The organism is Streptomyces sp. cmx-4-9 (assembly GCF_046548835.1).
In the GTDB taxonomy this organism is placed as follows: Bacteria; Actinomycetota; Actinomycetes; order Streptomycetales; family Streptomycetaceae; genus Streptomyces.
Genome location: NZ_JAEBEE010000001.1, coordinates 776,604 through 796,314 on the forward strand (window position 1 = coordinate 776,604; position 19,711 = coordinate 796,314).

Consider the following 19,711-nt stretch of genomic DNA (forward strand, 5'->3'; position numbering starts at 1 on the left):
CGTCCCGGCCTGGCAAGGGGCAGCAAGATGATCGAGGCAGTCGGACTGACCAAGCGCTTCGGCGCGAAGACCGCCGTCGACCAGTTGTCCTTCCAGGTCAGGCCGGGTCACGTCACCGGATTCCTGGGGCCCAACGGCTCGGGGAAGTCCACCACCATGCGCATGATCGTCGGCCTGGACCGGCCCACCGCAGGCCGCGTCACGATCAACGGCGTCCCCTTCCGGGAGCTGCCGAACGCCCAGCGCCACGTCGGGGCCCTGCTGGACGCCAAGGCCGTCCACGGGGGCCGCCGGGCCCGTACCCACCTGCTGTCCGTCGCCCAGCTCTCCGGGATCCCCGAGCGCCGGGTGGACGAGGTCCTGGCCGTCGTCGGCCTCCAGGACGTCGCCCGCAGCCGCGCCAAGGGCTTCTCGCTCGGCATGGGCCAGCGGCTCGGCATCGCGACCGCACTGCTCGGCGATCCGCGGGTGCTCCTGTTCGACGAGCCGGTCAACGGGCTCGATCCCGAGGGCATCCTCTGGGTCCGCAACCTCATGCGGCAGCTGGCCGCCGAGGGCCGGACCGTCTTCGTCTCCTCGCACCTCATGAGCGAGATGGCACTGACCGCCGACCATCTGATCGTGATCGGCCGGGGGCGGCTGCTGGCCGACATGGGCACCCAGGAGTTCATCACCCACAACTCGGCCGGATTCGCACGGGTGCGCGCGGCCGACACCGGCCCCGTTGGCCGGGACGCACTGGGTACCGCGCTGACCGCGGCGGGCGGCCGGGTCCTCCAGGAGCCCGACGGTGCACTGCGCGTGACCGGACTGGAGCTGCCCCGCATCAGCGACCTGGCCCACGAGGCGGGCGTACGGCTGTGGGAGCTGTCTCCGCACCGGGCCTCGCTGGAGGAGGCGTACATGCGGCTGACGCAGTCCTCCGTCGAGTACACCTCCACCGAGGACCCGCGGGCCGAGCTGTGGGAACCCGAGCCGCCGACCGTCCCGGCCTGGGAGGACGAGGAGGCGGCCGCGGCCCCCGCGGTCCCGCACAGCGGCTTCTACGCTCCCCCGCCGCCCGGGGCCGGCGGCCGGCCCTTCCTGATGCCCGGCGATCCCGGCGCGCTCGCCGCAGCCCGCCGGCCCGACCCCGAGGACACCCGATGACCGTCCGCACGACGCCCGCGCCCGCGCCGACGCCGATGCCCATGGCGCGCCCCCACCTGGGGCACGCGCTCGCCTCGGAGTGGACGAAGATGACCTCCGTGCGCTCCACGGTGTGGACGCTCGGCTCCCTCGTGGTGGTCGTGGTCGGCATCGGCCTGGTCGTCATCAGCCAGACCGCCGACGGGTCCTTCCGGGCGATCGCGTACCCGGCGCCCGCCCTCTTCGGCCTGCTCGTGGGGCAGCTCGCCGTGATCGTGCTCGGAGTCCTGACGATCACCTCCGAGCACGCCACCGGCCTGGTGCGGACCACGTTCACCGCCGCCCCGGAGCGCCACCGGGTGCTCACCGCGAAGTACCTCGTCTTCAGCGTCACGGCGTTCCTCGTGACCGCGGGCTCCGTCGGCCTCGTCGGCGCGGTCGCCGCGATCGTGCACGGCGGTCCGGACGCGGGATCGCACACGGCGGCCGAGTGGCTGGGCGCGCTGGGCGGCTGCCTCTACGTCACCCTGCTGGGGGTGCTGGCCCTGGCCCTCGGCGCGCTGGTGCGGCACTCGGCCGGGGCGATCGCCCTGATGCTGGGCCTGGTGACGCTCCCGCCGGTGATCGGCGCGATGCTGCTGTCCTGGCGGGCGAGCACGGACCTCGGCAACCTGATCGTCTCGTACAACGCCCCCGTGGCGATGATGCAGCTCTTCGGCCTGCAGGGCGGCGCCGAGGTCGGGGTGCCGCCCTCGGACTTCTCCCACCTGGTCATGATCGTGGTGGTCACGGGGATCGCGGTGGCCGCCTCGTACGCGGTGGTGGCCCGCCGGGACGTCTGACCCGTCCTGCCGTACGCCGGCGGCTCAGTACCTGGGCGCGTTCCGGGACCGCTGCACCCGCGAGGTGCGGCGGTCCTTCGCGTTCCAGCAGGCCTTGTGCCAGTGCCGCCGGTCGTCCACGCCGCCGTACTCGGGCCAGGCCACCAGGTGCGGGGTCCCCGAGGGGATCTCCTGGTCGCAACCGGGGCAGCGGTAGCGCTTGCCCGCGGCGTGGGCGCCCGCGACGTGCCGCACCGTCCACTCCTCGCCCTGGTACTCCTCGGTGCGCTCCAGCCCGTACCGGTCCATGCCGCCTCCCGGTCCCGCACCCGCGCCGGGGTCGGAACGGTCGGCTGGATTCCCGCCGCCCCTGGGGCGGTTGTGGCGCGGTGGCACGTATACCTCACGGATGGGCGGACGGCAGTGACTTTCTCCCAGACTACGCGCAGCGAGCCCGGGTAGCCGCAGGGTGTCCGTCAGGAGCGGGCGGAGCCGTGGGACTGGCCCGACAATCCCAATAACTTTCGTGTCAGGCCGTGCCTTTGGCACGTGTCAGACGTTGTTGCCAGTAAGACGTTAGTCGTAATGGATCACCAGCCGGTCCACCTGGGGGAGGCCGCGCCAGCCGCAAGGAGGCTCAAGGCGATGCGCGTAGGAGCGTTTGTTCTGGCGGCCCAGTTCCCGGGCCAGGGACAGGGAGAAGCACTGCACCGGGCGGTCCGCACCGCCGAGGTGGCCGAGGAGGCCGGGCTCGATGCGGTCTGGCTCGCCGAGCACCACTTCGTCCCGTACGGGGTCTGCCCCTCGGCGGTGACCCTGGCGGCCCTGCTGCTGGGCCGGACCCGGCGGCTGCGGGTGGGCACGGCGGTGAGCGTGCTGCCGAACGTCCATCCGGTGGCCCTCGGGGAGCAGGCGGCCCTGCTGCACCTGACCTCGGGGGGCCGGTTCAGCCTGGGGGTGGGGCGCGGCGGGCCCTGGGTCGACCTGGAGGTGTTCGGCGGCGGGGCGCAGGCGTACGAGAACGGCTTCCCCGAGGCCCTCGACCTGCTGCGGCGCTGGTTGACCGAGGCCCGGGTGGGGGCCGGCGGCGAGCGGTACGGGTTCCGCGAGGTGGCCGTCGTACCGCGGCCCTCGGAGGCGCTCGACGGGGACGGGACGGGCCCGGAGGTGATCGTGGCCTGCACCTCGCCGGGCTCGGTGCGGCTGGCGGCGGAGCGGGGGCTGCCGATGCTGCTGGGCATGCACTGCGGCGACGAGGACAAGGCGGCGATGGTCGGGCTGTGGCGGCGTACGGCGCGGGAGGCCGGCCACCCGCCGGAGCTGGTACGCGGCGCGGGACACGTCTCCGCCGGGGTGTGCCAGATCGCGGACCGCAGCGCGGACGCCCGCGAGGTGCTGCTCAAGTCGATGCCGGGCTGGCTGAAGCAGGGCCTGGACGCGCACGTGACGGTGGACGGCCGCGCGCGGGCGATGCGCGATCCGGTCGCCTACACGGAGCTGCTGTGCGACCTGCATCCGGTGGGCACACCGAAGCGGGCGGCGGACCGGCTGGCGGCCACCTCCGAACGCACCGGCATCACCCGGTTCGCCCTCCTGTCGGAGGGGTCCGGCGATCTCGCCGCGACGGAGGAGAACGTCCGGCGCCTCGGCGCCGAAGTCCTGCCCCGCCTCGGCTGAGAAGGGCTGCCGCCCCCCGTCGCGGAGCGGCAGCGCACTAGCAGTCGCGCAGTTCGGGCGACTGGTTGAGCAGCTGTCCGCGGATCGACGTGAACTTGGCCAGCCGGTCGTCCACCGAGGAATCCAGCGGGAAGACCGCTATCCGGTGGCAGTTCTGGAAGGCCAGGCGTACTCCGAAGTGCCGCTGGAGCGCTCCTCGTATCGCGTCACTGGCGAGCGCGCGCAGCAGCTGCCCGCGCGCCTGCTCGTCCGGCGGCGGCGTCTGGTTGTCGGCGAACTCTCCGCCGTCCACCTTCAGCTGGGCCACCAGCGAGCTGACCATCTCCCAGGCGTAGGGCAGGGAGGTCCGGACGCAGTCGACGAAGGCGGCTTCGTCGACCTCGCCTCGCTCGGCCTGTTCGAGTAGGGCCGGTGAGACGTCGAGCGACATGGGTTCTCCTCTCGCGACCCCGGCCGATCGGGTGGCCGGAGTCTTACGGGCAGGGAAGGAGGCCGCGACGCAGCGTGCACGTTCGGCAACCTCCCGCTCACCACGGTAGGCGCCCCTCGGGTGACGCACCAGGAGAATGCGCATACAACGCGCCATCCTCGAACGGGGCTTTCAGGGGCGAATCGCGGAGAGCCCCGTCGGTCGAGTAGCGTTGCCGACCATGCGTCTCGTCATTGCCCGCTGCTCCGTCGACTACGCGGGCCGGCTCACCGCCCATCTGCCCTCGGCACCCCGTCTGATCCTCGTGAAGGCCGACGGCAGTGTCTCGATCCACGCGGACGACCGGGCGTACAAACCGCTCAACTGGATGTCGCCTCCGTGCACCCTCAAGGAGGGGACCGGGGACGAGGCCGGGGTGTGGACGGTCGTCAACAAGGCGGGCGAGAAGCTCATCATCACCATGGAGGAAGTCCTCCACGACTCCTCCCACGAGCTGGGCATCGACCCGGGGCTCATCAAGGACGGCGTCGAGGCGCACCTGCAGGAGCTCTTGGCGGACCGGATCGACACCCTGGGCGAGGGGTACACGCTGATCCGGCGCGAATACATGACGGCCATCGGGCCGGTGGACATCCTGTGCCGGGACGCCTCCGGGGCCACGGTGGCGGTGGAGATCAAGCGGCGCGGCGAGATCGACGGTGTGGAGCAGCTGACCCGCTACCTGGAGCTGCTCAACCGCGATCCGCACCTGGCCCCGGTCCGCGGCGTCTTCGCGGCGCAGGAGATCAAACCGCAGGCGAAGGTGCTGGCCACCGACCGCGGGATGGACTGCGTGGTGCTCGACTACAACGCGATGCGCGGCATCGAGGACGACAAACTGCGCCTGTTCTGACCGGGCCCCGTTCTGCACTAGGTGGCGGAGGCCGAGACCGGGTTCGTGTTGGTGGCGGGCACGGTGGGCGTGACCTCGGGGGTCTCGCTGGGCACGGGCGGCGGCTCGGACTGGCTCGGGGCCGGCGAGGTCTCCGTGGGCTTCGGTGAACTCGTCTGCGGTGTCGGGGACTTCGACGGCGTCGAGGGCGGGCGCTGCGACGGGGTGCGTCCCGGTGTCCGGCCGGGGGTCGGGGCGGCCGTGGGCTCCGGCGGGCCGGCTTGCGTCGGGGTCTCCGGGGCGGCGGGCGGCTCCGGTGCAGGATCGTTCCCGCTGGGGCTCGGCCCCTTCTGCGGGATCAGCGGGTTGGAGGTGGTGGACCGGGAGGGGGCCGGTGCGGGCGCCTCCGGGGAGTCCGCGGAGCCTCCCATCGCCAGGCTGACCGCCGTGCCCAGCGCCACCACGGTCAGCACTCCGGCCACGGCGAGCAGCGCGGGGCGGCGCCGGTCGGACCGCCTGGCCGGGGCGGCGGCGGGGGCGGGCGCGGGCGTCTGCTTCGGCGCCGCCGGGAAGGCGTCCGCGAAGGCCTGCGACAGGGTTGTCGGCGTCTGCGGCCGACGCACCCCGGGCGACGCGGGCTCCACCGGTGTGACGGGAACCGCCGAGGCCGTGGGAGCCACGGGAGCGACGGGCGTCACGGGAGCCACCCGGGTCACCGCCGCCGCTGCGGCGGCGGCCTGCGGTCCGGTGGAGCCGGCCGGGGGCAGCTTCGCCGTCGTGTCGGCGGGTCCGGCCGCCGCCGCGGGCTCCCCCGCGGCGAGGGGCGTCGGCCCGGTCGCGGCGGCCGGGGCCGCGGGCAGCGCGGGCAGCGCGGGCAGGACGGACGACGCGAGCGGCGCGGGGGACACGGGCGGCGCGGGGGACGTGGGCGGCGCCTCCAGGCGCAGGGGCGGGGACGCGGCGCCTGCCGCGGCGCTCTCCTGGTCCGTGACCAGGGCCAGCGCCCTGCGGCCGGCGACCGTGCCGCGTTTGTCGGCGAGGGCCCCGCGCAGCCCGATGGAGGCCTCCAGCTCGGCCCGGGCCCGGTCCAGCCGGCCCTCGCACAGGGCGAGCACGCCGAGTTCGTGGTGGAAGTAGGCCTGTTCCGCGACCTCGCCCGCCTTGCGGGCGGCCTCGGAGCCGGCCCGGAGCACCCGCTCCCAGGCGTCCCAGCGCAGCGAGGCCGCGAACGCCGGGGCGGCCGTGCGGGCCAGCAGGACCGCCGCCACCACGTCAGCGCCGGCCAGCGCGGCGAGCACCGCGTCCGTCTCCGCCGCGACCCGTTCCGGGGTCACCGAGGTGTGCCCGGTCCACCAGGCGTAGTGCCGGGCGGCCGTACGGGCCTCCTCCGGCGCGCTGTCCCCGTACCCGGCCTCCTCCAGCTGACGGGCGACCCCGGCGGCCAGCCGGTAGCGGGACCCGACCGGGGTCAGCAGTCCGCAGCCCAGCAGTTCGGCCACGGCCGTGTCGGCGTGGGTGTCCCCCACCAGGGCGGGCAGGTGGGCGTGGTGCGGCATCTCGCCGCCCAGCGCGCACGCGATCCGCAGGGCTGCGCGGGCGGACTCGCTGACCCGCGAGGCCAGCAGTGCGGCGGGGGCCGCGCCTTCGGCGAGGGTCGGCAGCGGCACCTCGGCCGCCTCGCGCGGCCGCTCCTCGAAGACCCCGGGCTCGTCCTCGTCGTCGTCCTCGGCGGCGGCGTTGATCTCGTCGCGCCGGCGCAGCAGCGCGGCGGCCTGGACGAAGCGCAGCGGCAGCCCCTCGGAGGCGAACCGCAGGTCGGCCGCCCAGGCGGTCTCCGCATCGGTCAGCGGCCGGCCGAGGCCCGACTCCAGCAGTTCCACGCAGTCGGCCTTGCCGAGCCCGCCGAGGAAGACCTCCTCCAGGTGGGCGTCGTCCGAGGGGCCGCGGGTGTCGGGGGCGGCGGCCAGCAGGTAGGCGCACTCGGGGGTGGCGCGCAGCAGTTCGTCGAGGGCGGTGCCGCCGAACTCCAGGTCGTCCAGGAGGACCACGGCGCCTATGTCGCGGACCCGGGCGAGCAGCCCGATCCGGTCCGGCCGCACCTCCGCGGACTCGTACACGGTCGCGTACAGGGCGTACAGCAGCTCCTGCGGGTGCTGGCAGCCACGCCCGGAGAGCCGGACGACGCCGTCGGGCGCGAGGCCCTCGCAGTGGGCGGCGACGGTGTCGAGCAGGGCGGTGCGGCCCGATCCGGAGGGGCCGGTGAGCCGGACCGAGCGGCCGCGGCCGAGCAGCCGGACGAGCCGGTCCCGCTCCTCGGTGCGCTCCAGCAGGGGCGTGGCGGGCACGGGCGGGCCCGGCAGGACGGGCGGCCGGGCGGCCTCGTCCCGGGCGCGGCGGGCGGCGGCGCCGCGCTTGGCGGGGCGGCCGGTGTCCGTGCCGGGGCGGCGCGGTTCGATCTCGCTGCCGTCGACCGGGTTGACGGTGAGGACGAACTCCCCGGCGGTCAGGGTGACGATCCGCGCGGGCGCTGCGGCCGTGCCGGACGGGCCGGCGGGCTGCTCCTGCGGATCGGCCTGCTTCTCTGTTCGGTCCATGACCAAGTCCCCCGATCGCGGGCCGTGCGCCTCGCCGTCGTACCGCCCGGCCTTCGCACGCCGCTCTCGTACTGGTCCGGTTTTCCGCCCGAACCCTAGACCGTGGCCGCGTCCGCCGGTACCGCAGGGGTGCCATCACCACCGGACCGTTACGTTTCCGCAGGAAAACGGAGCGCGGTCTTCACACCCGGGGCAGGGACTCCGCCTCCAGGCCGCCCTCGATCGCGAGGATGCGGTGCAGGCGGGTGGCGACGAGCAGCCGCTGCATCTGCGGCGGTACTCCGCGCAGGACCAGGCGCCGCCCGGTCCGGCCCGCCCGGCGGTGCGCGCCCATGATCACGCCGAGTCCGGTCGCGTCCCAGGAGTCGAGCCCGGTGAGGTCGAGCACGAGGTCGCCGTGACCGTCGTCGAGGGCGGAGTGCAGGACCGTACGGGCGTCCGCCGCGCTGCGCACGTCGAGGCGGCCCCCGACTGCGAGTTCGGCGTGGTCGCCCCTGATGTGCATGTGTACTCCCGGCGGTACTGCGTACGTATGGTCCGACTGGTCCCTGGTCGGCAACTCTCACTGCAACTGACTGCCGCGAGGGCGGCGAAGTTGCCGACCGTGAGCGAACCGATACCTAAATCACCCGGAGGGGTGAAGGCATTCGAACAAGGGTGCTCGGCGTCCCGGTCTCAGTGCGTGTAGAAGCCCTGGCCGCTCTTGCGGCCGATGTCCCCGGCGTCCACCATCCGCCGCATCAGCTCCGGCGGTGCGAACTTCTCGTCCTGCGACTCGGTGTAGATGTTGCTGGTGGCGTGCAGCAGGATGTCCACGCCGGTGAGGTCAGCGGTGGCCAGCGGGCCCATGGCGTGCCCGAAGCCCAGTTTGCACGCGATGTCGATGTCCTCGGCGGAGGCGACGCCCGACTCGTAGAGCTTGGCGGCCTCGACGACCAGGGCGGAGATCAGACGGGTCGTCACGAAGCCCGCCACGTCGCGGTTGACGACGATGCAGGTCTTGCCCACGGACTCGGCGAAGGCGCGGGTGGTGGCGAGGGTCTCGTCGCTCGTCTTGTAGCCGCGCACGAGTTCGCACAGCTGCATCATCGGGACGGGCGAGAAGAAGTGGGCGCCCACGACCCGCTCCGGGCGCTCCGTCACGGCCGCGATCTTGGTGATCGGGATGGCGGAGGTGTTGGAGGCGAGGACGGCGTCGTCCCGGACGAGCTTGTCGAGCGCCCGGAAGATCTCGTGCTTGACCTCCAGCTTCTCGAAGACGGCCTCGACCACGATGTCGGCATCGGCGACGGCGTCCAGGTCGGTGCTGGTGGCGATGCGGGCCAGTGCGGCCTCGGCGTCCTCGGCCGTCAGCCTGCCCTTGGAGACGAACCGGTCGTAGGAGGCCTTGATCCCGTCCGTGCCGCGGGTCAGCGCAGCGTCGGTGACATCGCGCAGGACAACGTCCCAACCTGCCTGGGCGGAGACCTGAGCGATCCCTGAACCCATCAGTCCGGCACCGATGACGGCGAGCTTCCCAGCCACTGCACACCCCTCGTTCTCAAAAGAAAGACCCCGGCCTCGCGGCCTCTCCGGCGGAGACTAGCGCCCGGGCGGTGCGGTGTGACCCCGAAGTAACACGCGTCACGTCTCAGATGACGGACATCACACCGGGACGGCCCAGCAGCCCTGCGGGGCGCCCCAGTTCACCGGAGCGGCCCGGGTTTTCCGGCGGTCGCCCGTCTACGCTGGCCGCATGGTGAACCTCACGCGCATCTACACCCGTACCGGCGACCAGGGCACGACCGCCCTCGGGGACATGAGCCGTACGGCCAAGACCGACCTGCGGATCTCCGCGTACGCGGACGCCAACGAGGCCAATGCGGCCATCGGGACGGCGATCGCGCTCGGGGGTCTGCCGCAAGAGGTCGTGAAGGTGCTGGTCCGCGTGCAGAACGACCTGTTCGACGTGGGCGCGGACCTGTGCACCCCGGTGGTCGAGGAGCCGCAGTACCCGCCGCTGCGCGTGGAGCAGTTCTACATCGACAAGCTGGAGGCCGACTGCGACCTCTTCCTGGAGCAGGTGGAGAAGCTGCGCAGCTTCATCCTGCCCGGGGGCGCCCCCGGCGCCGCCCTGCTGCACCAGGCCTGCACGGTGGTCCGGCGCGCCGAGCGCTCGACGTGGGCGGCGCTGGAGGTGCACGGCGAGGTGATGAACCCGCTGACCGCCACCTACCTCAACCGCCTCTCCGACCTCCTGTTCATCCTGGCCCGGGTCGCCAACAAGGAGGTCGGGGACGTGCTGTGGGTGCCGGGCGGCGAACGCTAGGAAGCCCCCGCCCCGGTTCCGGTTCCGGACCCGGACCGGGCCTTGGCCGCCGCGTCCGTACCGGGCCCGGTGCCGGGCGGCGCCGTGCGCGGCCACAGCGTGTACGACGCCGCGATGAGCGCATGGATCCCGAGCACCCGCAGGGCGCCGGCCTGCCACGCCCGGAGCGAGGCGGTGTCGGCGGCGCCGCCGACGTACAGGATCGCGCCCTGCAGCAGCAGGGCCGCGACGGCGACGGCCACCAGGGTGCGCAGCCACAGCTTCCACTCGTGGACCGCGCGGGCCCGCCCGTGCCCGGCGCCGGGCGGCTTCGGACCCCCGGCGAAGCGGTGGGCGGCGTGCGCGTCGAGCCATGCCACGGTGTAGTGGCCGTAGCCCGCGGTGTAGCCGATGTAGAGAGCGGCCAGGCCGTGCTTCCAGCTCGGCTCGCCGCCGTTCTTCAGGTCCAGGGTGGTGGCCGCCAGCAGGACCAGCTCCAGCAGCGGCTCGCACAAGAGGACCGCGGCTCCCAGCCTCGGCATCCTCGCGAGGTAGCGCAGGGCCAGCCCGCCGGCCAGCAGCACCCAGAAGCCGGCTTCACAGGCGATGATCAAGGCGACGAGCACGGCGCTCTCCGTTCCGTCCGGGGCGAAGGGGGACGTTCCCAGCCTCCCGTCCGGTGCGCTGTGCCGCGTCGTCGCCGCTGAGGAAAGACGGCTGCACCCTTCGGTGTAGTCGGCCTCGGCCCCGGGGGCGAGGCCCGTCACCGCGAGACCCTGTTTGGATGGATCCGTGACTGCCGAGAACCTGCGCCCCCACCGCGACGACGTCCTCCTCGCCGTCGGGAGCGTCCTCGCGGGCCTGCTGCTGTGGTCGCTCGGCGTGCACAGCAACAACAGCCGGCACCTGCTGCCCGCGTGGGCCGCGCTCGTGCCCCTCGTGGTGCTGGGGGCGATGGAGCTGCTGCGGCGTACCGCGCCCCGGACCACCCTGGCCGTCGGCACGCTCGGGCTGATCGCCGACCAGTTCACCGTCGGCAACCTCGGCACCGTGCTGATCTTCACGGACCTGATGTACGCGGCCGTGGTCTACGGGCCGCCGCCGATGGCCAGGCGGTTGCCGGTCTCCACCGGCCTGGTCACCGTGGCCGTCACCATCGCCTCCCTGGCCTGGCTGCGCACCCCGCAGGCCCTGCTGATCGGCGTGCTCACCGGCATCGTCAGCTTCGCCCCGGCACTGACCGGCGCCACCTTGCGCAACCACCGCGAGGCGGCGGTGGCGGCCCGGCTGCGCGCCGAGCAGACCGCGCTGCTGGCCGAGATGGACCGCAGCCAGGCCGTCGCGGCCGAACGGGCCCGGATGGCCCGGGAACTGCACGACATGGTGGCCAACCACCTGTCCGCCATCGCCATCCACTCCACGGCGGCGCTCTCCATCGACCGCGCCGACACCAGCCGCGACGCCCTCGGGGTCATCCGCGAGAACAGCGTGCAGGGGCTGGCCGAGATGCGCCGGCTGATCGGGCTGCTGCGCGATGCCGGAGCCGGGCAGGACGCTGTGGCCGTGCCCTCGCTGGACGGCCTGGACGCCCTGCTGGAACAGGCCCGCACCAACGGGTCGGGGAGCGGGCTGGACTTCGTCCTGCACGACGGGCGGCCACCCGGGGAGCGGGTGCCGGCTCCGGTGGAGCTGGCGGCGTACCGGATCGTCCAGGAATCCCTGACCAACGCGCTCAAGCACGCGGGTCCCGGCACGGTGCGGGTCCGGGTGGGTCGCGCCGACGGCGCCGTGACGGTGGCGGTGGACTCCCCGTACGGGGACCGGCCGGGCCCGCGGGCGCCGGGTTCGGGGGCCGGGCTGATCGGGATGCGGGAGCGTACGGAACTGCTGGGCGGGGCGTTTACGGCGGGCCACTGCGGCGGGGTGTGGCAGGTGCGGGCGACGCTGCCCGCCGACGAGAGGGCGGTGGAGGCATGACCATCCGGGTGGTGGTGGCGGAGGACCAGGGAGCGGTGCGCGCGGGCCTGGTGCTGATCCTGCGCAGTGCGGGCGACATCGAGGTGGTGGGCGAGGCCGCGGACGGGGAGGAGGCAGTGCGCCTGGCCCGGGAGCTGCGGCCGGACCTGGTCCTGATGGACGTGCAGATGCCGCGGCTGGACGGGGTCTCGGCGACCCGGCAGGTGGTCGCGGAGGGGCTGGCCGACGTCCTGGTGCTGACCACCTTCGACCTCGACGAGTACGTCTTCGGGGCCCTGCGGGCCCGGGCGGCCGGCTTCCTGCTGAAGGACGCGGAGGCGGCGGAGCTGATCGGGGCGGTGCGGACGGTGGCGCGCGGGGAGGGGCTGATCGCTCCCGCGGTGACCCGGCGGCTGATCGCCGAGTTCGCCGCGCCGCGGGTGCGGCGGCCGCAGGCCCAGCCCGGGGCGGCGGCCGCGGTGGAGTCGCTGACGCGGCGGGAGCGGGAGGTCTTCGGGTGTCTGGGCGAGGGGTTGTCGAATGCGGAGATCGCCGTGCGTCTGGAGATGGCGGAGGCGACGGTGAAGACGCACGTGAGCAGGCTGCTGGGGAAGCTCGACCTGCGCAGCCGGGTCCAAGCGGCCGTGCTGGCGCAGGAGTTGGGGATCTAGAGGTCCACTCGCGGCATCCCCCGTATATGGTCTGGACCTCTTGACGCTTGGTCCAGACCTTTCTACGCTCACCGCAACACTGTGGTGAGCGTGCCATGACAAAGCGTGCTCACGGGCGGCGCAGGTCCCACCCCCATGTCGAACGTCGTCCCCACGACCTCGACGGACCTACGGAGGAGCACCCTTGAGCACAGCATCCCCACCCCGTACCAGGCGTACCCGGTTCTTCACGCGGGTCGCGGCCGTGCTGGCCGCCCTCGCCGTGCCCGTCACCGGACTCGTCGCGCTGGCCGGTCCCGCGCAGGCGGCGACCTCCGCGACCGCGACGTACACCAAGGTCTCCGACTGGGGCTCCGGCTTCGAGGGCAAGTGGGTGGTGAAGAACACCGGCACCACCGCCCTCACCAACTGGACCGTCGAGTGGGACTACCCGGCGGGCACCGCCGTCACCTCGGCCTGGGACGCCACCGTCACCGGCTCCGGAACCCACTGGACGGCCAAGAGCCTCGGCTGGAACGGCTCCCTCTCCCCCGGCGCCACCGCCAGCTTCGGCTTCAACGGCTCCGGATCCGGCGCCCCGGCCGGCTGCAAGGTCAACGGCGGCCCCTGCGACGGCACCACCCAGCCGGGCGACAACCCGCCCTCCGCGCCCGGCACCCCCACCGCGGCCAACGTGACCGAGACCTCGCTGACCCTGACCTGGGCCGCGGCCACCGACGACAAGGGCGTCAAGAACTACGACGTCCACCGCGGCGGCGCCAAGATCGCCACCGTCACGGGCACCAGCTACGCGGACAGCGGCCTGACCAAGGGCACCGCGTACACCTACACGGTCACCGCCCGCGACACCGCCGACCAGAGCGGCCCCGCCTCCGGCTCCCTCTCGGTGACCACCCCGGGCGGCGGGGGCGGCAACCCCGACCCGGGCGCCAAGGTCAAGCTCGGCTACTTCACCAACTGGGGCGTCTACGGACGCAACTACCACGTGAAGAACCTGGTCACCTCCGGCTCCGCCGCGAAGATCACCCACATCAACTACGCCTTCGGCAACGTCCAGGGCGGCAAGTGCACCATCGGTGACGCCTACGCCGACTACGACAAGGCCTACACCGCCGACCAGAGCGTCGACGGCAAGGCCGACACCTGGGACCAGCCGCTGCGCGGCAACTTCAACCAGCTGCGCAAGCTCAAGGCCCAGTACCCGAACATCAAGATCCTGTGGTCCTTCGGCGGCTGGACCTGGTCCGGCGGCTTCGGCCAGGCCGCGGCCAACCCGGCGGCCTTCGCCCAGTCCTGCCTCGACCTGGTCGAGGACCCCCGCTGGGCCGACGTCTTCGACGGCATCGACCTCGACTGGGAGTACCCGAACGCCTGCGGCCTGACCTGCGACACCAGCGGGTCCGCCTCCCTGAAGAACCTGATGCAGGCCGTGCGCACCAAGTTCGGTGCGAACAACCTGGTCACCGCGGCGATCTCCGCCGACGGCTCCAACGGCGGCAAGCTCGACGCGGCCGACTACGCCGGAGCGGCCCAGTACGTCGACTTCTACAACGTGATGACCTACGACTTCTTCGGCGCCTGGGCGGCGCAGGGCCCCACGGCCCCGCACTCCCCGCTCACCTCGTACAGCGGCCTCCCGACGCAGGGCTTCACCTCCGAGGCGGCGATCACCAAGCTCAAGGGCAAGGGCATCGCCGGCGCCAAGCTGAACCTCGGCATCGGCTTCTACGGCCGCGGCTGGACCGGCGTCACCCAGGCCGCCCCCGGCGGCACCGCCACCGGCCCCGCGCCGGGCACCTACGAGCAGGGCATCGAGGACTACAAGGTGCTCAAGACCAGCTGCCCGGTCACCGGCACCATCGCCGGCACGGCCTACGCCAAGTGCGGCAGCAACTGGTGGAGCTACGACACCCCGGCCACCATCGCCGGGAAGATGACCTGGGCCAAGCAGCAGGGCCTCAAGGGAGCCTTCTTCTGGGAGTTCAGCGGGGACACCGGCAACGGTGAACTCGCGAACGCGATCCACACCGGGCTGCAGTGACCCCCACTGACCGCACCCACCGCACCCGGTGACAGACGAAGCCGGGGAGACGGGTCCGCCCCCGTCTCCCCGGCTTCTCCACGTGCCCGATCCTGCGCAGGGCGGTCAGGCCACGTTCACCCGCTGGCCGGGAGGCGCCGCCTCCAGCCAGGCCAGGAAACCGGTCAGGGCGTCCTCGCTCATCGCCAGCTCCAGGCGGGTGCCCTGGTGCAGGCAGCCGAGCACGATGGCGTCGGAGAGCAGGGCCAGCTCCTCCTCGCCCTCCGGGGCGCGGCGCGAGACCACCTCGATGGAGGACCGCTCCAGCAGCCGGCGGGGACGCGGGGCATAGCTGAAGACGCGGAACCATTCGACCCGGTCACCGCTGTAGCGGGCCACCCCGTACACCCAGCCCTTGCCCGAGACGTCGGGCTTCTCCGACACGCCCCAGCGCAGGCTGCAGTCGAAGGTGCCACCGGACCGCTGGATGAGCCTGCGGCGCAGTCCGAACACAAACAGCCCGATCACCACCAGGGCTACGACCAGGCCGCTCACAAGCAGAGCGAGGAGCATCTTCACCGACCTCCTCGCTCATCGAATGCCTCACGAAAAACGGACCTGCATCGCCTCAGCCGCGACCCGGTCTGGAAGCCTCCAGAACGGACCGCGGCTGAGGTCCACTGTGCCCCGGAGGTCGCCCTCCGGGGCCCAGCAGGTGAAACTCCGACGGGCGGTCAGCCCGTTACGGCGCGCAGTCGGACATCCGCGCGACGCTCGGCGGCCGCATCGGCCTCCGACTTCGCGCGCTCCAGTGCCCGCTCCGCCCGCTGGACATCGATCTCGTCCGCGAGCTCGGCGATCTCGGCCAGCAGGGACAGCTTGTTGTCCGCGAACGAGATGAAACCGCCGTGCACCGCGGCGACGACCGTGTTGCCCTCGCTGGTGCGGATGGTCACAGGGCCCGATTCCAGCACACCGAGAAGCGGCTGGTGACCGGGCATGACGCCGATGTCGCCGGACGTGGTGCGGGCGACAACAAGGGTGGCCTCGCCGGACCAGACATTGCGGTCCGCCGCGACCAGCTCGACGTGCAGCTCAGCAGCCAAGGTGGCTCCTCGGGTCACCACCCGGCGGGTCAGCCGGGTGTTGGGTCAAATTCTAATGGGCGTGGGGAGAGGGGCGGGACGCACCCGCCCCTCTCCGTCTGCAGACATGCTCAGCACGCGCTGGTGGCCTGCGAACCGGATGCGCTCCTCGCGGAGCGCGCCGGATCAGGAGACGCCCAGCTCCTTGGCGTTCGCCTTCAGGTCCTCGATGCCACCGCACAGGAAGAACGCCTGCTCGGGGAAGTGGTCGTAGTCACCGTCGCAGATGGCGTTGAACGCGGTGATCGACTCTTCCAGCGGGACGTCCGAACCGTCGACGCCGGTGAACTGCTTGGCGACGTGCGTGTTCTGCGACAGGAAGCGCTCGACGCGACGGGCACGGTGGACAACGAGCTTGTCCTCCTCGCCCAGCTCGTCGATGCCGAGGATCGCGATGATGTCCTGGAGGTCCTTGTACTTCTGGAGGATCCCCTTGACGCGCATCGCCGTGGCGTAGTGGTCCGCCGCGATGTACCGCGGGTCGAGGATGCGGGACGTCGAGTCCAGCGGGTCCACGGCCGGGTAGATGCCCTTCTCGGAGATCGGACGGGAGAGCACCGTCGTCGCGTCGAGGTGGGCGAAGGTGGTCGCCGGCGCCGGGTCGGTCAGGTCGTCCGCGGGGACGTAGATCGCCTGCATCGAGGTGATCGAGTGACCACGGGTCGAGGTGATGCGCTCCTGGAGGAGACCCATCTCGTCGGCCAGGTTCGGCTGGTAGCCCACCGCGGAGGGCATGCGGCCGAGCAGGGTCGACACCTCGGAACCCGCCTGGGTGTACCGGAAGATGTTGTCGATGAAGAAGAGCACGTCCTGCTTCTGCACATCGCGGAAGTACTCCGCCATGGTCAGACCGGCGAGCGCGACGCGCAGACGGGTGCCCGGGGGCTCGTCCATCTGGCCGAAGACGAGGGCCGTCTTGTCGATGACGCCCGAGTCGGCCATCTCCTCGATGAGGTCGTTGCCCTCACGGGTACGCTCACCGACACCCGCGAACACCGACACACCGTCGTGGTTGTTGGCGACGCGGTAGATCATTTCCTGGATCAGAACGGTCTTGCCGACACCGGCACCACCGAACAGACCGATCTTTCCACCCTTGACGTACGGGGTGAGGAGGTCGATGACCTTGACGCCGGTCTCGAACATCTCGGTCTTCGACTCGAGCTCGTCGAAGCGGGGCGCCTTGCGGTGGATCGGCCAGCGCTCGGTGACCTCGGCGTTCGCCTCGGGGTAGTTGAGCACCTCGCCCAGGGTGTTGAACACCTTGCCCTTGGTGAAGTCACCGACGGGGACGGTGATGCCCTCGCCCGTGTCGGTCACCGCGGCCCGGCGGACCAGGCCGTCGGTGGGCTGCATCGAGATGGTGCGGACGAGGCCGTCACCCAGGTGCTGCGCGACCTCGAGGGTCAGCGTCTTCAGCTTGCCGTCCTCGGCCGGGTCGGCGACCTGGACCTTGAGGGCGTTGTAGATCTCGGGCATGGCGTCGACGGGGAACTCCACGTCGACGACCGGGCCGATGACCCGGGCGACGCGGCCCGTGGCGGCGGCCGTCTCAACAGTGGTCGTCATTACTTGTCACTCCCCGCGGTCGCGTCAGCCATGGCGCTGGCGCCACCGACGATCTCGCTGATTTCCTGGGTGATTTCGGCCTGGCGGGCCGCGTTGGCAAGCCGGGAGAGGCTCTTGATGAGGTCTCCGGCGTTGTCGGTGGCCGACTTCATCGCACGGCGGCGGGCGGCGTGCTCGGAAGCGGCCGACTGCAGCAGTGCGTTGTAGATGCGGCTCTCGACGTAGCGCGGCAGGAGGGCGTCGAGGACGTCCTCCGCCGACGGCTCGAAGTCGAACAGCGGAAGGATCTCGCCCTTCGTACCGCTCTCCTCCACAGCCTTGTCGAGGCTCAGAGGCAGCATCCGGCCGTCCACCGCGTTCTGCGTCATCATCGACACGAATTCCGTGTAGACGATGTGCAGCTCGTCGACGCCGCCCTCGGCCGTCTCCGTCTGGATGGCCTCGATCAGCGGTCCGGCGACACGCTTGGCGTCCGCGTAGGCGGGGCTGTCGGTGAAGCCGGTCCACGAGTCCGCGACCTTGCGCTCGCGGAACCCGTAGTAGGCCAGACCCTTGCGGCCGACGATGTACGTGTCGACCTCCTTGCCCTCGCCGCGCAGCCGCTCGGTGAGCCGCTCCGCCTGCTTGATGGCGTTCGAGGAGTAGCCGCCGGCCAGACCGCGGTCGCTCGTGATGAGCAGGACCGCGGCACGCACCGGCGCCTCGACCTCGGTGGTCAGGGCGTGCTTGGTGTTCGAGCCGGTCGCCACCGCGGTCACCGCACGGGTGAGCTCGGTCGCGTACGGCATCGATGCCGCCACCTTGCGCTGCGCCTTGACGATGCGCGAGGCGGCGATCATCTCCATCGCCTTGGTGATCTTCTTGGTCGCCGTGACGGCACGGATGCGACGCTTGTAGACCCGGAGCTGCGCTCCCATGAGTCAGGTCCCTTCCGTCGTCACTTGGAGACGTTGACGGCCGGCGCGTCCTCGCCCAGGAGCTTGCCGTCCGAGGTCTCGAACTGCTGCTTGAATCCGGCGATGGCGTCCGCGATGGAGGACAGGGTGTCGTCCGACATCTTGCCGCCGTCCGCGATGGAGGTGAGGAGGTCCTTGCGCTCGCGGCGCAGGTGCTCCAGCAGCTCCGACTCGAAGCGGCGGATGTCGTTGACCGGGACGTCGTCCATCTTGCCGGTGGTGCCGGCCCAGACGGAGACGACCTGCTCCTCGACGGGCATCGGCTGGTACTGGCCCTGCTTGAGCAGCTCGACCAGACGCTTGCCGCGCTCCAGCGAGGCCTTCGAGGCAGCGTCCAGGTCGGAACCGAAGGCGGCGAACGCCTCCAGCTCGCGGTACTGGGCGAGGTCCAGGCGCAGACGGCCGGACACCTGCTTCATGGCCTTGTGCTGGGCCGAGCCACCGACGCGGGAGACCGAGATGCCGACGTTCAGCGCCGGGCGCTGGCCCGCGTTGAACAGGTCGGACTCCAGGAAGCACTGGCCGTCGGTGATGGAGATGACGTTGGTCGGGATGAACGCCGACACGTCGTTCGCCTTGGTCTCGACGATCGGCAGACCGGTCATCGAACCGGCACCCATGTCGTCGGACAGCTTCGCGCAGCGCTCCAGCAGACGGGAGTGCAGGTAGAAGACGTCGCCCGGGTAGGCCTCGCGGCCCGGCGGACGGCGCAGCAGCAGCGACACGGCGCGGTAGGCGTCGGCCTGCTTCGACAGGTCGTCGAAGATGATCAGGACGTGCTTGCCGGCGTACATCCAGTGCTGGCCGATGGCCGAACCGGTGTACGGGGCGAGGTACTTGAAGCCGGCCGGGTCGGACGCCGGGGCGGCGACGATCGTCGTGTACTCGAGCGCACCGGCGTCTTCCAGGGCGCCGCGAACGGACGCGATGGTCGAGCCCTTCTGGCCGATGGCGACGTAGATGCAGCGGACCTGCTTGTTCACGTCGCCCGAGCGCCAGTTGTCGCGCTGGTTGATGATCGTGTCAACGGCCAGCGCGGTCTTGCCGGTCTGGCGGTCGCCGATGATCAGCTGACGCTGACCGCGGCCGACGGGCACCATGGCGTCGATGGCCTTGTAGCCGGTCTGCATGGGCTCGTGAACCGACTTGCGGATCATGACGCCCGGGGCCTGCAGCTCGAGGGCGCGACGGCCTTCGGTCGCGATCTCGCCGAGACCGTCGATCGGGTTGCCGAGCGGGTCGACGACGCGGCCGAGGTAGCCCTCGCCGACGCCGACGGAGAGCACCTCACCGGTGCGCTGCACCGGCTGGCCCTCCTCGATGCCGTTGAACTCGCCGAGGACGACCGCGCCGATCTCGCGCTCGTCGAGGTTCAGGGCGAGACCGAGGGTCCCGTCCTCGAACTTCAGCAGCTCGTTCGCCATGGCGGAGGGCAGGCCCTCCACCTTCGCGATGCCGTCGCCGGCAACGCTGACCGTTCCGACCTCCTCGCGCGAGGCCGCGTCCGGCTGGTACGACTGGACAAAGTTCTCCAGTGCGTCCCGGATCTCCTCCGGCCGGATCGTGAGCTCCGCCATCTGGGTTCC

At 71.9% G+C, this 19,711-nt stretch carries 19 protein-coding genes; 8 read left to right on the forward strand and 11 right to left on the reverse strand.

Going from position 1 to position 19,711, the window contains the following annotated elements; translation table 11 throughout:
- The first annotated feature begins 27 nt into the window (after positions 1-27).
- Both ACLJTM_RS03645 and ACLJTM_RS03650 read left to right on the forward strand, forming a co-directional pair.
- Positions 28-1,149, forward strand: coding sequence for an ABC transporter ATP-binding protein (locus tag ACLJTM_RS03645; protein WP_411101852.1), 1,122 nt, complete (start codon positions 28-30; stop codon positions 1,147-1,149).
- Positions 1,146-1,970, forward strand: coding sequence for an ABC transporter permease (locus tag ACLJTM_RS03650; protein ID WP_411101853.1), 825 nt, complete (start codon positions 1,146-1,148; stop codon positions 1,968-1,970). The genes ACLJTM_RS03645 and ACLJTM_RS03650 overlap by 4 nt, the downstream gene beginning before the upstream one ends.
- A gap of 24 nt (positions 1,971-1,994) precedes the next feature.
- Here ACLJTM_RS03650 and ACLJTM_RS03655 read toward each other — a convergent pair whose 3' ends face one another.
- Entirely contained in the window at positions 1,995-2,345 is a 351-nt protein-coding gene (locus tag ACLJTM_RS03655) for an ATP/GTP-binding protein (RefSeq protein ID WP_411101854.1), read from the reverse strand.
- A gap of 249 nt (positions 2,346-2,594) precedes the next feature.
- Between ACLJTM_RS03655 and ACLJTM_RS03660 the strand changes: the two genes are divergently transcribed.
- Positions 2,595-3,626 carry an LLM class flavin-dependent oxidoreductase gene (locus tag ACLJTM_RS03660; RefSeq protein ID WP_411101855.1) on the forward strand — a complete coding sequence of 344 codons (1,032 nt, stop codon included), beginning with the start codon at positions 2,595-2,597 and terminating at the stop codon, positions 3,624-3,626.
- A 37-nt stretch (positions 3,627-3,663) separates the two neighbouring features.
- On the opposite strand, the gene ACLJTM_RS03665 is transcribed toward ACLJTM_RS03660, so the two are convergent.
- A complete protein-coding gene (locus ACLJTM_RS03665) occupies positions 3,664-4,056 on the reverse strand; it encodes an SCO5389 family protein (protein WP_411101856.1) in 393 nt (130 codons plus the stop codon).
- 220 nt (positions 4,057-4,276) lie between these two features.
- Between ACLJTM_RS03665 and nucS the strand changes: the two genes are divergently transcribed.
- Positions 4,277-4,948, forward strand: coding sequence for an endonuclease NucS (gene nucS / locus ACLJTM_RS03670; protein ID WP_411101857.1), 672 nt, complete (start codon positions 4,277-4,279; stop codon positions 4,946-4,948).
- Between the two features lie 17 nt (positions 4,949-4,965).
- Here nucS and ACLJTM_RS03675 read toward each other — a convergent pair whose 3' ends face one another.
- From ACLJTM_RS03675 to ACLJTM_RS03685, 3 genes are all read right to left on the reverse strand, one after another.
- On the reverse strand, positions 4,966-7,521 hold the full coding sequence (locus tag ACLJTM_RS03675) for an ATP-binding protein (RefSeq protein WP_411101858.1): 2,556 nt from the start codon (positions 7,519-7,521) through the stop codon (positions 4,966-4,968).
- 181 nt (positions 7,522-7,702) lie between these two features.
- Complete coding sequence (locus ACLJTM_RS03680; protein ID WP_267717808.1) at positions 7,703-8,026, reverse strand: STAS domain-containing protein; 324 nt, start codon at positions 8,024-8,026, stop codon at positions 7,703-7,705.
- Between the two features lie 170 nt (positions 8,027-8,196).
- Positions 8,197-9,045, reverse strand: coding sequence for a 3-hydroxyacyl-CoA dehydrogenase family protein (locus tag ACLJTM_RS03685; RefSeq protein ID WP_411101859.1), 849 nt, complete (start codon positions 9,043-9,045; stop codon positions 8,197-8,199).
- Positions 9,046-9,256: 211 nt separating this feature from the next.
- Here ACLJTM_RS03685 and ACLJTM_RS03690 point away from each other — a divergent pair, with 211 nt between their 5' ends.
- A complete protein-coding gene (locus ACLJTM_RS03690) occupies positions 9,257-9,829 on the forward strand; it encodes a cob(I)yrinic acid a,c-diamide adenosyltransferase (protein WP_411101860.1) in 573 nt (190 codons plus the stop codon).
- Here the strand turns inward: ACLJTM_RS03690 and ACLJTM_RS03695 are convergent.
- Positions 9,826-10,434 carry a hypothetical protein gene (locus tag ACLJTM_RS03695; protein WP_411101861.1) on the reverse strand — a complete coding sequence of 203 codons (609 nt, stop codon included), beginning with the start codon at positions 10,432-10,434 and terminating at the stop codon, positions 9,826-9,828. The genes ACLJTM_RS03690 and ACLJTM_RS03695 overlap by 4 nt on opposite strands.
- Positions 10,435-10,600: 166 nt before the next feature.
- On the opposite strand from ACLJTM_RS03695, the gene ACLJTM_RS03700 reads away from it, so the two are divergent.
- From ACLJTM_RS03700 to ACLJTM_RS03710, 3 genes are all read left to right on the forward strand, one after another.
- Complete coding sequence (locus ACLJTM_RS03700) at positions 10,601-11,785, forward strand: sensor histidine kinase (protein ID WP_411101862.1); 1,185 nt, start codon at positions 10,601-10,603, stop codon at positions 11,783-11,785.
- Positions 11,782-12,435 (forward strand): response regulator, encoded by a 654-nt coding sequence (locus tag ACLJTM_RS03705; protein ID WP_411101863.1) that lies wholly within the window; start codon positions 11,782-11,784, stop codon positions 12,433-12,435. The genes ACLJTM_RS03700 and ACLJTM_RS03705 overlap by 4 nt, the downstream gene beginning before the upstream one ends.
- A gap of 184 nt (positions 12,436-12,619) precedes the next feature.
- Positions 12,620-14,476: a glycosyl hydrolase family 18 protein gene (locus ACLJTM_RS03710; RefSeq protein WP_411101864.1), complete on the forward strand. Its 1,857-nt coding sequence runs from the start codon at positions 12,620-12,622 to the stop codon at positions 14,474-14,476.
- A gap of 105 nt (positions 14,477-14,581) precedes the next feature.
- Here ACLJTM_RS03710 and ACLJTM_RS03715 read toward each other — a convergent pair whose 3' ends face one another.
- The 5 genes from ACLJTM_RS03715 to atpA form a co-directional block, all read right to left on the reverse strand.
- On the reverse strand, positions 14,582-15,028 hold the full coding sequence (locus ACLJTM_RS03715) for a DUF2550 domain-containing protein (RefSeq protein ID WP_411101865.1): 447 nt from the start codon (positions 15,026-15,028) through the stop codon (positions 14,582-14,584).
- Positions 15,029-15,189: 161 nt separating this feature from the next.
- Entirely contained in the window at positions 15,190-15,561 is a 372-nt protein-coding gene (locus ACLJTM_RS03720; protein WP_030386948.1) for a F0F1 ATP synthase subunit epsilon, read from the reverse strand.
- A gap of 165 nt (positions 15,562-15,726) precedes the next feature.
- Positions 15,727-17,169: a F0F1 ATP synthase subunit beta gene (gene atpD / locus ACLJTM_RS03725; protein ID WP_411101866.1), complete on the reverse strand. Its 1,443-nt coding sequence runs from the start codon at positions 17,167-17,169 to the stop codon at positions 15,727-15,729.
- Entirely contained in the window at positions 17,169-18,086 is a 918-nt protein-coding gene (locus ACLJTM_RS03730) for a F0F1 ATP synthase subunit gamma (protein ID WP_411101867.1), read from the reverse strand. Before ACLJTM_RS03730 ends, atpD begins: the two co-directional genes overlap by 1 nt.
- A 20-nt stretch (positions 18,087-18,106) precedes the next feature.
- Complete coding sequence (gene atpA, locus ACLJTM_RS03735; protein ID WP_411101868.1) at positions 18,107-19,702, reverse strand: F0F1 ATP synthase subunit alpha; 1,596 nt, start codon at positions 19,700-19,702, stop codon at positions 18,107-18,109.
- Positions 19,703-19,711: the final 9 nt, after the last annotated feature.

Bases quoted from the DNA above. Each gene is read 5' to 3' on its own strand.
- ACLJTM_RS03645 (WP_411101852.1), top strand. From the start codon at position 28: ATGATCGAGGCAGTCGGACTGACCAAGCGCTTCGGCGCGAAGACCGCC.
- ACLJTM_RS03650 (WP_411101853.1), top strand. From the start codon at position 1,146: ATGACCGTCCGCACGACGCCCGCGCCCGCGCCGACGCCGATGCCCATG.
- ACLJTM_RS03660 (WP_411101855.1), top strand. From the start codon at position 2,595: ATGCGCGTAGGAGCGTTTGTTCTGGCGGCCCAGTTCCCGGGCCAGGGA.
- ACLJTM_RS03665 (WP_411101856.1), bottom strand. From the start codon at position 4,056: ATGTCGCTCGACGTCTCACCGGCCCTACTCGAACAGGCCGAGCGAGGC.
- nucS (WP_411101857.1), top strand. From the start codon at position 4,277: ATGCGTCTCGTCATTGCCCGCTGCTCCGTCGACTACGCGGGCCGGCTC.
- ACLJTM_RS03675 (WP_411101858.1), bottom strand. From the start codon at position 7,521: ATGGACCGAACAGAGAAGCAGGCCGATCCGCAGGAGCAGCCCGCCGGC.
- ACLJTM_RS03680 (WP_267717808.1), bottom strand. From the start codon at position 8,026: ATGCACATCAGGGGCGACCACGCCGAACTCGCAGTCGGGGGCCGCCTC.
- ACLJTM_RS03690 (WP_411101860.1), top strand. From the start codon at position 9,257: ATGGTGAACCTCACGCGCATCTACACCCGTACCGGCGACCAGGGCACG.
- ACLJTM_RS03705 (WP_411101863.1), top strand. From the start codon at position 11,782: ATGACCATCCGGGTGGTGGTGGCGGAGGACCAGGGAGCGGTGCGCGCG.
- ACLJTM_RS03715 (WP_411101865.1), bottom strand. From the start codon at position 15,028: ATGCTCCTCGCTCTGCTTGTGAGCGGCCTGGTCGTAGCCCTGGTGGTG.
- atpD (WP_411101866.1), bottom strand. From the start codon at position 17,169: ATGACGACCACTGTTGAGACGGCCGCCGCCACGGGCCGCGTCGCCCGG.
- ACLJTM_RS03730 (WP_411101867.1), bottom strand. From the start codon at position 18,086: ATGGGAGCGCAGCTCCGGGTCTACAAGCGTCGCATCCGTGCCGTCACG.
- atpA (WP_411101868.1), bottom strand. From the start codon at position 19,702: ATGGCGGAGCTCACGATCCGGCCGGAGGAGATCCGGGACGCACTGGAG.